Source organism: Pseudomonas sp. PDM04 (genome assembly GCF_014851765.1).
Lineage (GTDB): Bacteria > Pseudomonadota > Gammaproteobacteria > Pseudomonadales > Pseudomonadaceae > Aquipseudomonas.
The window spans coordinates 1-12,973 of record NZ_JACVAI010000009.1; the positions used below are offsets into that span (position 1 = coordinate 1).

Sequence of the window (12,973 nt, forward strand, 5' to 3'; positions counted from 1 at the left end):
ACTCAGCAGTGAAACGATGCATCGCCGATGGTAGTGTGGGGTTTCCCCATGTGAGAGTAGGTCATCGTCAAGATTAAATTCCGAAACCCCTATCTGCGTATGCAGGTAGGGGTTTTGTTTTGCGCGCAAGAAAAGTTCGGCGCTCCACAACCAGGCGGCTTGCGGCTGTCACGGTCTGCCGAGAATGCTAAGGTTCGCCCCTAGCTTTTGTATTTTCCAAGGAAGCCTTTATGCCGGACGCAACGTCCCTCAGTGCTGGTTTTATGGTTGTTCACGGCAATCGCCTGGACGAGTTGCGCAGCCTGGTGGTCAGCTGGATGCGGCGCTACCCATTGGCTCCCCTGGAGAACGAAATCGCCCTGGTGCAGAGCAACGGCATCGCCCAGTGGCTCAAGCTGGCATTGGCTGAAGATCCGCAAGAGGACGATATGGGCGGCTGCGGTATCGCCGCCGCGATCGACGTGCAGTTGCCGGGCAGCTTCATGTGGCAGCTCTATCGCATGGTCCTCGGCCGCGATGAAATTCCCGTCAAATCCTTGCTCGATAAAGCGCCCCTGACCTGGCGCCTGATGCGACTGCTTCCGCAGTTGATCGACCAGGCGCATTTCGAGCCACTGCAACGCTTCCTGACCGATGACGGTGATCTGCGCAAACGCTACCAACTGGCCGAGCGACTGGCTGACCTGTTCGATCAGTATCAGGTGTACCGCGCCGACTGGCTCGAGGACTGGGCAGAAGGTCGTCATCAATTGCGCAACGTTCGAGGTGAACCCAAGCCGTTGACGGCGGCCAACTGCTGGCAAGCCGAGTTGTGGCGGGCATTGCTGCTGGATGTGGGGGAGCAGGGCATGGCGCAAAGCCGGGCCGGTGTTCATCAACGCTTCATCGAGCGCATCAACAGCCTGGACACTGCGCCTGCCGGACTGCCTTCGCGAGTGATCGTCTTCGGGATTTCCTCGCTACCCGCCCAGGCGCTGGAGGCTCTCGCCGGCCTGGCTCGATTCAGCCAGGTGTTGCTGTGTGTCCATAACCCGTGCCGCCACCATTGGGCGGATATCGTTGCCGACAAGGACCTGTTGCGCCACCAATACAAGCGTCAGGCTCGCAAGAGCGGCATGCCGGTGGTGCTCGATTCGCAGACCCTGCATCAGCATGCTCATCCACTATTGGCCGCCTGGGGCAAGCAGGGGCGGGACTACATCAATCTGCTCGACAGCTACGACGACCCCAACAGTTATCGCTCGGCGTTTCGCGATGGGCGCATCGATCTGTTCAGTGACAGCCTGCCCTTGAACATGCTCAATCAACTGCAGGACGACATCCTCGAATTGCGTCCCCTCAATGAAACGCGTGAGCGCTGGCCAGCGGTCGATCTGAAGCAGGATCAGTCGATCCGTTTTCACATCGCCCACAGCGCCCAGCGTGAAGTGGAAATCCTCCACGATCAGTTGCTCGCGCGCTTCAGTGCCGACCCTGATCTGAAACCTCGCGACATCATCGTGATGGTCCCTGACATCGACAGCTACGCACCGCATATCCGTGCCGTCTTCGGTCAGCTCGAGCGCAATGAACCGCGCTTCATTCCCTTCACCCTCGCCGACCAGGGACAGCGCGGTCGCGATCCGTTGCTGATCGCGGTCGAACACCTGCTCAAGCTGCCCGACAGTCGATTCCCTGTCAGTGAAATTCTCGACCTGCTGGATGTTCCGGCGCTGCGTGCCCGCTTCGGTGTCGAGGAGCGTGACCTGCCGACCCTGCACCGCTGGATCGAAGGGGCGGGTATCCGCTGGGGCATGAATGCCGGGCAACGTGCTGGCCTGGGTTTGCCGCAGGCGCTGGAGCAAAACAGTTGGCGCTTCGGCCTGCGACGGATGCTGCTCGGCTATGCCGTGGGTAGCGGCGATGCTTGCGAAGGTATAGAGCCGTATGACGAAATCGGCGGGCTGGACGCCGCGCTGATTGGCCCGCTGGTGGCATTGCTCGATGCGTTGGAGATTGCGCACCACGAACTCTCTGAACCGGCTCCCCCCCAGCAATGGGGCCAGCGCCTGCAAGCGCTGGTGCAATTGTTTTTCCAGGCCAGCAATGAACATGACGACTACCTGCTGGCCCAGCTCGAAGAGCTGCGCGAAACCTGGCTGGAGACCTGTGAATCGGTCGGCCTGCATGATGATCTGCCGTTGACCGTTGTTCGTGAGGCCTGGCTCGCCGGCCTCGATCAGGGGCGTTTGTCCCAGCGCTTTCTCGCCGGTGCGGTGAACTTTTGCACCTTGATGCCGATGCGGGCGATCCCGTTCAAACTGGTGTGTCTGCTGGGCATGAACGATGGCGATTATCCGCGTGCACAACCGCCGCTGGACTTCGACCTGATGGGCAGTGACTACCGTCCCGGCGACCGCTCGCGTCGCGAAGACGACCGCTACCTGCTGCTCGAAGCCTTGCTGTCGGCACGTGATCAACTCTATGTCAGCTGGGTCGGGCGCAGTATTCGCGACAACAGCGAGCGCCCCGCATCGGTATTGATCGGGCAACTGCGTGACCATCTCGCCAGCGGCTGGCGATTGCAGGCTGCCGACGAAGGCTTGCTCGAGGGCATGACCCAGGAGCATCCATTGCAACCGTTCAGCGCCCGTTACTTTCATGAGGGCGATGAGCTGTTCAGTTACGCCAGTGAATGGCAGGCGCTGCATCAAACCAGTGAGCCCGTCAGCGACGGCGGCCTGCTGCCGCCCTACGTGCAGGAGGAACCGTTGAGCCTGGGTCAGTTGCAGGATTTCCTGCGCAACCCCGTGCGGCATTTCTTCAGTCAGCGCCTGAAAGTGTTCTTCGAGGCGGCTGAAGTGCCGTTGGCCGATGAAGAACCCTTTGTGCTCGACGCGCTGCAACGCTACAGCCTCAGCGACAATCTGCTCGGCGCCGCGCTGGCCCGGATCGATCTGGCCGATGAGGCATTGGTGTCGCAGGCCAAGCGCCTGCAAAACAGCGGCCTGCTGCCCATGGCCGGATTTGGCGAATGCCTGCAACGCGAGTTGATCGAGCCGCTGCCCGATCTGTTGCAACGCTATCAGCAACTGCTGGCATTGTGGCCGACGCCGCTCGACAGTGCGTTGCCAATCAATCTCGAATCCCAGGGTGTGCGCCTGGAAGGCTGGCTCAGTGGCCTGCACCGACGTGCAGACGGCGGGTTGCTGTCGGTGACCACGATTCCCAACAGTATCGGCTCGATCAAGGCGCGCAAGTGGCATCGGCTCACTCGCCCGTGGGTCAATCACCTGGTGGCCTGTGCCAGTGGTCTGGCGATGACCACGGCGTTGGTGGCCAGCGACGACAGTCTGCTGTTGGCTCCGCTGGAAGAGGAGGCCGCCTCGCGAATGCTGGGCGACCTGTTGCAGGCCTGGCAGACGGGCATGCGCCAGCCCCTGCCGGTTGCGGTGAAGACGGCGTTTGCGTGGCTCGGCCAGACCGATCCGGCGAAGGCTGACGCCGCTGCACGCAAGGCCTATGAAGGCGATGGCCTGACCACTGACGGCGAGCGTCGCGAAAGCCCTGCGCTTGCCCGGCAGTTCGCTGGCTACGACGCCTTGATCGGCGACGAGACCTTCCCTGATTGGTGTAACGCTTTGTACAAACCCATCGTGGACGCTTCCTGGCGTTCAGTGACCGGTGAGGAGGCGCACTCATGACGGCGAAAACACCGCTGGCCCTGGCCTTCCCCTTGCGCGGAAGCCAACTGATCGAAGCCAGCGCCGGCACTGGCAAGACCTTCACCATCTCCGCGCTGTACTTGCGCCTGGTCCTCGGCCACGGCGGCGAGGCGAGTGGCTTCGGGCGTGAATTGTTGCCGCCGCAGATCCTCGTCGTGACCTTCACCGACGCCGCGACCAAGGAGTTGCGCGAACGGATTCGAACGCGCCTGGCGGAGGCCGCACGGTTTTTCCGTGATGAAACACCGGCGCCCGATGCCCTGATTGCGCAGTTGCGCGATGAGTACCTGCCGGAGCAATGGCCCGGCTGCGCCAACCGCCTGGACATCGCCGCACAGTGGATGGACGAAGCAGCGGTCTCGACCATTCACAGTTGGTGTCAGCGGATGCTGCGCGAGCACGCCTTCGACAGCGGCAGCCTGTTCACCCAGACCCTGGAAACCGATCACAGCGATTTGCTGGGTGAGGTCCTGCGCGATTACTGGCGCCTGTTCTGCTACCCGATGCAGGGCGATGCGCTGGACTGGGTGCGGGTCAATTGGGGCGGGCCTGCGGCCCTGTTGTCGCGAGTCCGGGGTTTGTTCGTCAGCGCGCGCAACAAAGAGCAAGGCCAGGACCCCTCCGAACTGATCATCGAGTGCCTGCAGGAACGCCGTGCCGCTCTGATCGACCTGAAACAGCCCTGGGGTCAGTGGTCGGACGAATTGCTCGCCATCTGCCATGAGGGGGTGGCGAGCAAGCATGTCGACGGGCGCAAGATGCAGGCGCGCTACTTCGAACCCTGGTTCGAGAAGCTGAAAGCCTGGGCCGAGGACGAGTCGCTCGAGCAACTGGACATCGGCACCGGTTTCAGCCGGCTGACCCCCGACGGCATGGCCGAGGCGTGGAAGAAGGGCGATGTTCCCAGCCATCCGGGACTGGATGCCATGCCCGGCCTCAAGGCCAGCCTCGATGCATTGCCAACCCCCGATGCGGCTGTCCTGCAACACGCCGCCCAGTGGGTGAGTACACGGTTCGAAGCCGAGAAGCGTCGTCGCGCGGAAATGGGCTTTGACGACATGCTGCTGCGCCTCGACGCGGCGCTGCAAGCCGAGGGCGGCGAACGCCTGGCGACCCTGATCCGCGAACAGTTCCCGGTGGCGTTGATCGACGAATTCCAGGACACCGATCCGGTGCAGTACCGGATCTTCGAAAGCATCTATCGCATCGAAGCCAATAACCCCGAAAGCGGCCTGTTCCTGATCGGCGATCCCAAGCAGGCGATCTACGCCTTTCGGGGCGCCGACATCTACACCTACCTTCGCGCCCGCCAGGCCACCACTGGCCGGCTGCACACCCTGGGCACCAACTTCCGCTCCAGTCATGGCATGGTCGGTGCGGTCAACCATGTGTTTGCCCGCGCCGAATCACGGGACGCCGGGCGGGGCGCATTTCTGTTCCGCGAAAGCTCGGGCGAGAACCCTGTGCCGTTTCTGCCGGTCGAGTCCCAGGGCCGCAAGGAGACGTTCAGCATCGCGGGCCAGGTGGTGCCTGCGTTGAACATCTGGCAGCTGTCGGCCGATCAGCCTTTGTCCGGTGCGGTTTACCGCCAGCAACTGGCCGCCGCGTGCGCCAGTCAGATCACCGCGTTGCTCAACGGCGGACAACAAGGCCAGGTCGGTTTCGTTCAGCAGGGCAAGGATTTCAAAGGCCTGTTGCCGGCGGATATCGCGATCCTGGTGCGCGACGGCAAAGAGGCTCAGGCCGTCCGTGCCGAGCTCTCCGCCCGGGGCGTGCGCAGCGTGTATCTTTCCGACAAGGATTCGGTGTTCGCCGCCCAGGAAGCTCACGACCTGCTGACCTGGCTCAAAGCCTGCGCCGAGCCGGATGTCGAACGCCCGTTGCGCGCAGCGCTGGCCAGCATCACGCTGAACCTGTCGCTGGCCGAGCTTGAGCGCTTGAATCAGGATGAGCTGGCCTGGGAAGCGCGGGTCATGCAGTTCCGCGGTTATCGCGAGCTCTGGCGCAAGCAGGGTGTGTTGCCGATGCTGCGACGTTTGCTGCACGACTTCCAGCTGCCTCAGGCCTTGATTGCACGCAATGACGGCGAGCGGGTGCTGACCAACCTGCTGCACCTGTCCGAGTTGCTGCAACAGGCGGCGGCCGAGCTCGATGGCGAGCAAGCGCTGATCCGTCATTTGGCCGAGCACCTGGCGTTGTCCGGTCAGGCGGGGGAGGAACAGATCCTGCGCCTGGAGAGCGACGAGCAACTGGTCAAGGTCGTGACCATTCACAAGTCCAAGGGCCTGGAATATCCGTTGGTGTTCCTGCCTTTCGTGTGTTCGGCGAAACCGGTGGACGGCAGCCGTCTGCCGCTGCATTACCACGATGAAAACGGCAATGCCCAGGTGACCCTGACGCCAACGCCGGAGCTGATCGCCCTGGCGGATGATGAGCGGCTGGCCGAGGACCTGCGTTTGCTCTACGTCGCCCTGACCCGGGCCCGGCATGCTTGCTGGCTCGGGGTCGCGGACCTCAAGCGCGGCAACCACAACAGCTCGGTGTTGCACCTTTCGGCGCTGGGTTACCTGCTGGGCGGCGGTGCTGCCCTGACGGAGTCGTCAGGACTGACGCGCTGGCTGCAAGACCTGCAGCAGGACTGCCCGGCGCTGCACTGCGGCGAGATGCCGGACAGGACCGACGAGCATTACCAGCCGCCGCAAAACCAGGCGATATTGCTCGCGGCCCTGACGCCCCGGCGCAAGGCCAGCGAGAACTGGTGGATTGCCTCCTACAGCGCCCTGCGCATTGGTGACAGCCTGAGCGTCGGCAGCGCCGAAGCCCCGGAAAACCCGCAGGCGCAAAAGCTGTTCGACGACGAGCGCCTGGATCCCGAAGCACCTCGCGAAGTGGTGGCCGGCGGTGCCGATATCCATCGATTCCCCCGTGGTCCGAATCCCGGCACCTTCCTCCATGGCTTGCTCGAATGGGCCGGTGACGAAGGCTTCGCTGCCCCGCCGCAGGCCGTGGAAGACGCGATTGCCCGGCGCTGCAACCGCCGTGGCTGGGAAGGCTGGATCAGCACGCTGAGCGACTGGTTGCAGCACTTGCTCACGTTGCCGATGCCCGCCGGTTCCGACCGGCCGCCGGTGATCCTGGCGCAGTTGCAGCACTACCGGGTCGAGATGGAATTCTGGTTCGCCAGCCACAAGGTCGATGTGCTCAAGCTCGATGAACTGGTGCGTCAATACACCCACAACGGCGTGGCCCGTGTCGCCGCCGAACCGGTGATGCTCAACGGCATGTTCAAGGGCTTCATCGACCTGACGTTCGAACACGACGGCCGCTATTACGTCGCCGATTACAAATCCAACTGGCTCGGTGTCGATGACATGGCTTACACCGAGCAGGCCATGGAACAGTCGATCCTGGACAACCGCTACGACCTGCAATACGTGCTGTACCTGCTGGCCCTGCATCGCCAGCTCAAGGCGCGGCTTGCCGATTACGATTACGACCGGCACGTCGGCGGGGCGTTGTATCTGTTCCTGCGGGGCACCCAGGCGGCTTCCCAGGGCGTGTATTTCGCCCGGCCGCCAAAAGACTTGATCGAGCGTCTGGACCGGTTGTTCCAGGGTAAACCGCAACCCCGAGCCGAACCGGCCTGGGAGCAGGGAGAATTGCTATGAGCCGCACCTTCGCCGACCTGCTGCCCACGCCGTTGGCGGCGCAAAGCCTGGCGAGCCTGGCACCGTTGAGCCGCGCCGATGACCTGCTGTTGTTGCTCACCCGTTGGGTCGAGCGCGGCTGGTTGCGTGCGTTGGACAAGGCTTTCGTCGCCTTCCTGCATGAACTGGCCCCGGACGATGACCCACTGGTGTTGCTGGCGGCGGCGTTGACCAGCCATCAACTGGGGCACGGTCACGTTTGCCTGGACCTGTTCGAAACGCTCAAGGCGCCGGACTTCGCCTTGTCGTTGCCACCCGAGGGCGATCTGCACAGCGGCGCGATGCTGCTGCCTTCGCAGTTGCTGGAGACCGTTGACGGCGCTCATTGGTGCAAGGTGCTGGCCAGCAGCAAACTGGTGGCGCTGGCGGTCGACGACAGTGCAACGGCGCAGCAGCGGCCGTTGGTGTTATCCGCAAAGCGCTTGTACCTGCGACGCTACTGGACGTACGAGCGACGTATCGATAACGCGCTGCAAATGCGCCTGGCGGAGCATGAAGCGACGCCGGAAGATCTGCCGCAACGGCTGACCGGCCTGTTCGGCCCTGCTCGCCCCGGTGAGCCGATCGACTGGCAGAAACTCGCCTGTGCCCTGGCCACCCGCAGCGCCTTCAGCATCGTCACGGGCGGGCCGGGAACCGGCAAGACCACCACGGTCGTGCGCTTGCTGGCCTTGCTCCAGGCACCGGCGGTGGAGGCCGGCAAGCCCTTGCGCATCCGTCTCGCCGCGCCCACCGGCAAAGCGGCGGCACGGCTGACGGAATCCATCAGCCAGCAGGTCCGCTCGCTGACGGTCGCCGAAGCCGTGCGGGAGAAAATTCCCTCGGACGTCACCACCGTGCACCGCCTGCTCGGCAGCCGCCCCGGCACCCGGCATTTCCGCCACCACGCCGGTAATCGCCTGCCGCTGGATGTGCTGGTGGTGGACGAAGCGTCGATGATCGACCTGGAGATGATGGCCAATCTTCTCGACGCGATGCCGGCCCATGCCCGGCTGGTGCTGCTGGGTGACAAGGATCAACTGGCGTCGGTGGAAGCCGGCGCCGTGCTGGGTGACCTGTGCCGTGACGCCGAGGCCGGCTGGTACAGCCCGCAGACACGGCAATGGCTGCAGGCCGTCAGTGGTGAACAACTGCAAAGCAGTGGCTTGCAGGAAGATCGACACGGCACCCACCCGCTGGCGCAGCAGGTGGTGATGCTGCGTCACTCGCGCCGGTTCGGCGAGGGCAGCGGGATTGGCCTGCTGGCGCGTCGGGTCAACCAGCAGCAACCCGAAGAGGCCCGCAACCTGTTGACGGCACGTAGTCACGACGATGTGTTTTGCCTGCCGCTCAAAGGTGAGCAGGATCGAGCGCTGGAGCGTTTGTTGCTCGACGGCCATGGCGACGGTCCGCAGGGGTATCGGCATTACCTTCGCTTGCTGCGCGAGCATCGGCCTGCGCTGGACAGCCGTATCGACGATGGCCGCTGGACCGATTGGGCGCGCGATGTGTTGCAAGCCTTCGATGCGTTCCAGTTGTTGTGTGCCGTGCGCAAGGGCCCCTGGGGCGTGGAGGGCCTCAATCAGCGGGTGACCGACGCTCTGCTCAAGGCCCGGCTGATCGACAGCAATCAGCAATGGTACGAAGGCCGGCCGGTGCTGATGACGCGCAACGACTACGGGCTCGGCCTGATGAACGGCGACATCGGCATTGCGCTCAAGGTGCCGGAGCGCGACGGCCCGGACGCGGGACGTCAGGTGCTGCGCGTGGCTTTCCCGCGCAACGATGGCCAAGGTGGCGTGCGATTTGTCCTGCCGAGCCGTTTGAATGACGTGGAAACCGTGTACGCCATGACCGTGCACAAATCCCAGGGCTCGGAATTTGCCCACACCGCACTGATTCTGCCGGACGCCCTGAACCCGGTGCTGACCAAGGAGCTGATCTATACCGGCATCACCCGTGCCAAGCACTGGTTCACCTTGATCGAGCCGCGCGCCGGCGTGTTCGAGGAAGCGGTACGGCGCAAGGTCAAGCGTTTGAGCGGCTTGATGCTGGCGCTGGAAGAGGACGCGCTGTCAGGGGGGTGAGGGTCGCCGTTCCGGCGCCAAAAAAATGGCTGGAGCCCCCGGCTGGTGCGGCCTCGCGGGTGTTTCGGGGCTGTGCTATCGTTGCGGCATTATCCCGTTACAAGCGAAGAGAATCCCTGCATGAAGGTGGCTGTCAGGACGACAGGGCGCATCGTTGGCTGCAAGAAAATCGTGTTCGCGGGTTTTCTCTATGGGTTCAGTGGCCTGGTTTTCGCGCAAGCGCAAACCCCGCCCGGCATGGCCGATCAACGCGCCCACTCGGTCACGCAAGTGGTCCTCGGCATTCTCAGTTATGCCCGTTGGCCGGTCGAGCCGACCCAACTGCGCTTGTGCATAGTCGGCCCGACCGAGTACACCGACGACCTGGTCAAAGGCACGACCCAGGCCACTGGCCGGCCCGTGACCGTGCGCCGCTTGCTCGCCGACAACCCGTCCATCGTCAGTGAGTGCGATGCGCTGTACATCGGCAAGCTCACCGGTGAGGAGCGCAGCCGCCTGTTCGCCTCGGTGACAGGTCGCCCGGTGCTGAGCATCAGCGAAAGCGATGACCCCTGCACCGTTGGCAGTCTGTTTTGCCTGCGGGTTGGCGATGAGCAGGTGTCCTTCGAAGTCAATCTGGATTCCGTCGCCCGCAGCGGCGTGCGCATTCATCCCAGCGTGCTGCAACTCTCGCGTCGCAAGTCGGCGGCGCCATGACTCAGTCCACAGCGGGCCATCGCCCGACCTTGCATTCGGTCATCGGCCGCGGTCATTTGATCGTTGCCTTGGTGGCGGTGGCCATGGCCAGCATTTCGCTGACACTGCTGGGTGTCCTCGCCCTGCGGGTTTATGCCGATCACAACCTGCATTTGATCGCGCGCTCGATCAACTACACCGTGGAAGCGGCGGTGGTGTTCAACGACAAGCCGGCGGCCACCGAAGCCCTGGCCTTGATCGCGTCCACCGAGGAAGTGGCCGATGCCCAGGTGCTGGATGCCCAAGGTCGATTGTTGGCGCGATGGCAGCGCCCGGAGAGCGGTTTTTTTTCCGACCTTGAAATGCAGATCGCCAAGGTGTTCCTGGAAAAACCGATTCGCCTGCCGATCGTCCATCAGGATCACGAAGTCGGCAGCATTCAACTCACTGGCTACGGTGGCAGCCTGATGCGTTTCCTGCTCAGCGGCCTGGCGGGTATCGTGCTGTGCACGGCTGTCAGCGCCTGGGTGGCGCTGTACCTGGCGCGGCGGCAACTTCGCGGAATCACCGGCCCGTTGCGCAGCCTGGCTTCGGTGGCGCACGCCGCACGCAGCGAACGCGCATTCGACCGGCGTGTGCCTCCAGCCGCCATCGCCGAGCTCGACAACCTCGGCAACGACTTCAATGCCCTGCTCGATGAGCTGGAAAACTGGCAGACCCACCTGCAAAACGAAAACGAGACCCTGGCCCACCAGGCCAGCCACGACAGCCTCACCGGGTTGCCGAACCGGGCGTTTTTCGAGGGCCGGCTGATGCGTGCCCTGCGCAACGGCAACAAACTCAACGAGCGCGTGGCGGTGCTGTTTCTCGACAGCGACCGGTTCAAGGAGATCAACGATAACTTCGGTCACGCCGCCGGCGATGCGGTGCTGGTGGCCGTGGCCAATCGGGTTCGCGCGCAACTGCGCGAGGACGACCTGGTGGCGCGTCTGGGCGGCGATGAATTTGCCGTCCTGCTGACACCGCTGCACAAGACCGAAGACGCCGAGCGCATCGCCGACAAGATCCTCGAGAGCATGGAAATGCCGATTGCATTGCCAGGCACTACGCAGGTGTTGACGTCCCTCAGTATCGGCATCGCCGTGTACCCCGATCATGGAGTGACGCCAGGGGCGTTGCTCGACGCGGCCGATGCCGCCATGTACCAGGCCAAACGCCTCGCCCGAGGCGCACAGCACACGTCAGGGTCGGAGCACCCTGTCGCCGACGTTCAAACCAGGAGCTAATGTCCGTGTTCGCATTTCCCCAGCGTTTTTTCACCCTCATTTTGTTCATGGCGGTCATGGCACTGACCGGCTGCCAGACCGCCCCGCAAAAAGGCCTGACTGCCGCCCAGGTGGCGGTGCTCAAGCAACAAGGTTTCGAATTGACCGAAGAGGGCTGGGCGTTCGGTTTGTCCGGCAAGGTGTTGTTTGGCAGTGATGTCGAAAGCCTGAATCCGCAGAGCACCGAAATCGTCGAGCGCATCGGCAAGGCGTTGTTGGGTGTCGGCATTGAGCGCGTGCGGATCGACGGTCACACCGACGCGTCGGGCAAGGAAGCCTACAACCAGCAACTGTCCGTGCGCCGGGCGAAAAGCGTGGCGAAGGTGCTGACCGCCATCGGCATGCAGGAACAGAACATCCAGCTCCGCGGCCTGGGCGCCAGCCAGCCGGTGGCCAGCAACGACACCGCCGCCGGCCGGACCGAGAATCGTCGGGTGTCGATTGTGGTGAGTGCGGATTAATCGGCGAACGCCATCTCTCGATGTTCGCCCATCAATAACCCCTGGTTGCGCTCCGTCACCTCGCGGATGTAATCCCACAACAACGTGATCCGCTTGAGCTTGCGCAGGTCCTCGCGGCAGTACATCCAGAATTGCCGGGTGATGTTGATCTCCTGCGGCAACACCGGCAGCAGGCGCGGGTCCTGGGCGGCGAGGAAGCACGGCAGGATCGCCAGCGAGCGTCCCTGCTGAGCGGCCACGAACTGGGCGATGACGCTGGTGCTGCGCAGGTTGGCGCTGGCGTTGGGCAATACATTGGCCAGGTACAGCAGCTCGGAGCTGAACGCCAGGTCGTCGACGTAACTGATGAAGGAATGCTTGCCCAGGTCGGCCGGGCGGCGGATGGGCGGGTGTTTGTCCAGGTAATCCTGGGTGGCGTACAGCTGCAGTTTGTAGTCGCAGAGTTTGCAGCAGACGTACGGACCGTGCTCAGGGCGTTCCAGGGCAATGACGATGTCCGCCTCGCGCTTGGACAGGCTGATGAAGTGCGGCAGGGGCAGGATGTCCACGGAGATCGCCGGGTAGGCGTCGACGAAGTGGCTCAGTTGCGGGGTGATGAAGAAGCTGCCGAAACCTTCAGTGCAGCCCATGCGCACGTGCCCGGACAATGCCACGCCGGAGCCTGACACCTGTTCGCAGGCCATGTGCAACGTGCTTTCGATGGACTCGGCATAGACGAGCAGGCGCTGGCCTTCGGCGGTCAGGACGAAGCCGCTGGTCCGGGATTTCTCGAACAGCAGGGTGCCCAGCGCCGCTTCCAGCGAACTGATGCGCCGCGACACGGTGGTGTAGTCCACCGCCAGCCGCTTGGCAGCGGTGCTGGCCTTGCGGGTGCGGGCGACTTCGAGAAAAAACTTGAGGTCATCCCAGTTCAGCGACCCCAGTGACGTGATGTTTTTTTGCATGATGGACCGGCTTTTATGTGCGTTCTTATTAGAAGTTTGCACATCTATACTCCAGAAACAGTCCGATCACCACATCGCGACACACGCCTCA

Annotated in this window: 7 protein-coding genes; 6 read left to right on the top strand and 1 reads right to left on the bottom strand. The window is 63.3% G+C overall.

Going from position 1 to position 12,973, the window contains the following annotated elements:
• Nucleotides 1-230 precede the first annotated feature (230 nt).
• The 6 genes from recC to IB249_RS28160 all read left to right on the top strand — a co-directional run bounded on the left by recC (nt 231) and on the right by IB249_RS28160 (nt 11,938).
• Nucleotides 231-3,683 carry an exodeoxyribonuclease V subunit gamma gene (gene recC / locus IB249_RS28135; RefSeq protein WP_192309387.1) on the top strand — a complete coding sequence of 1,151 codons (3,453 nt, stop codon included), beginning with the start codon at nt 231-233 and terminating at the stop codon, nt 3,681-3,683.
• Nucleotides 3,680-7,372 carry an exodeoxyribonuclease V subunit beta gene (recB, locus tag IB249_RS28140; RefSeq protein WP_192309389.1) on the top strand — a complete coding sequence of 1,231 codons (3,693 nt, stop codon included), beginning with the start codon at nt 3,680-3,682 and terminating at the stop codon, nt 7,370-7,372. The genes recC and recB overlap by 4 nt, the downstream gene beginning before the upstream one ends.
• Nucleotides 7,369-9,477 (top strand): exodeoxyribonuclease V subunit alpha, encoded by a 2,109-nt coding sequence (gene recD / locus IB249_RS28145; RefSeq protein ID WP_192309391.1) that lies wholly within the window; start codon nt 7,369-7,371, stop codon nt 9,475-9,477. The genes recB and recD overlap by 4 nt, the downstream gene beginning before the upstream one ends.
• 120 nt (nt 9,478-9,597) lie before the next feature.
• Entirely contained in the window at nt 9,598-10,173 is a 576-nt protein-coding gene (locus IB249_RS28150; RefSeq protein WP_192309393.1) for a YfiR family protein, read from the top strand.
• Nucleotides 10,170-11,438 (top strand): diguanylate cyclase domain-containing protein, encoded by a 1,269-nt coding sequence (locus IB249_RS28155; protein ID WP_192309395.1) that lies wholly within the window; start codon nt 10,170-10,172, stop codon nt 11,436-11,438. Before IB249_RS28150 ends, IB249_RS28155 begins: the two co-directional genes overlap by 4 nt.
• On the top strand, nt 11,438-11,938 hold the full coding sequence (locus tag IB249_RS28160) for an OmpA family protein (RefSeq protein ID WP_192309397.1): 501 nt from the start codon (nt 11,438-11,440) through the stop codon (nt 11,936-11,938). The genes IB249_RS28155 and IB249_RS28160 overlap by 1 nt, the downstream gene beginning before the upstream one ends.
• Here the strand turns inward: IB249_RS28160 and IB249_RS28165 are convergent.
• Nucleotides 11,935-12,882 (bottom strand): LysR family transcriptional regulator, encoded by a 948-nt coding sequence (locus tag IB249_RS28165; protein ID WP_192309399.1) that lies wholly within the window; start codon nt 12,880-12,882, stop codon nt 11,935-11,937. The two genes, IB249_RS28160 and IB249_RS28165, sit on opposite strands and share 4 nt — an antisense overlap.
• Between the last annotated feature and the right edge of the window lie 91 nt (nt 12,883-12,973).

What these genes read in the sequence shown, in the direction of transcription:
- recC (WP_192309387.1), top strand. Translation starts at nt 231, where the DNA reads ATGCCGGACGCAACGTCCCTCAGTGCTGGTTTTATGGTTGTTCACGGC.
- recB (WP_192309389.1), top strand. Translation starts at nt 3,680, where the DNA reads ATGACGGCGAAAACACCGCTGGCCCTGGCCTTCCCCTTGCGCGGAAGC.
- recD (WP_192309391.1), top strand. Translation starts at nt 7,369, where the DNA reads ATGAGCCGCACCTTCGCCGACCTGCTGCCCACGCCGTTGGCGGCGCAA.
- IB249_RS28150 (WP_192309393.1), top strand. Translation starts at nt 9,598, where the DNA reads ATGAAGGTGGCTGTCAGGACGACAGGGCGCATCGTTGGCTGCAAGAAA.
- IB249_RS28155 (WP_192309395.1), top strand. Translation starts at nt 10,170, where the DNA reads ATGACTCAGTCCACAGCGGGCCATCGCCCGACCTTGCATTCGGTCATC.
- IB249_RS28160 (WP_192309397.1), top strand. Translation starts at nt 11,438, where the DNA reads ATGTCCGTGTTCGCATTTCCCCAGCGTTTTTTCACCCTCATTTTGTTC.
- IB249_RS28165 (WP_192309399.1), bottom strand. Translation starts at nt 12,882, where the DNA reads ATGCAAAAAAACATCACGTCACTGGGGTCGCTGAACTGGGATGACCTC.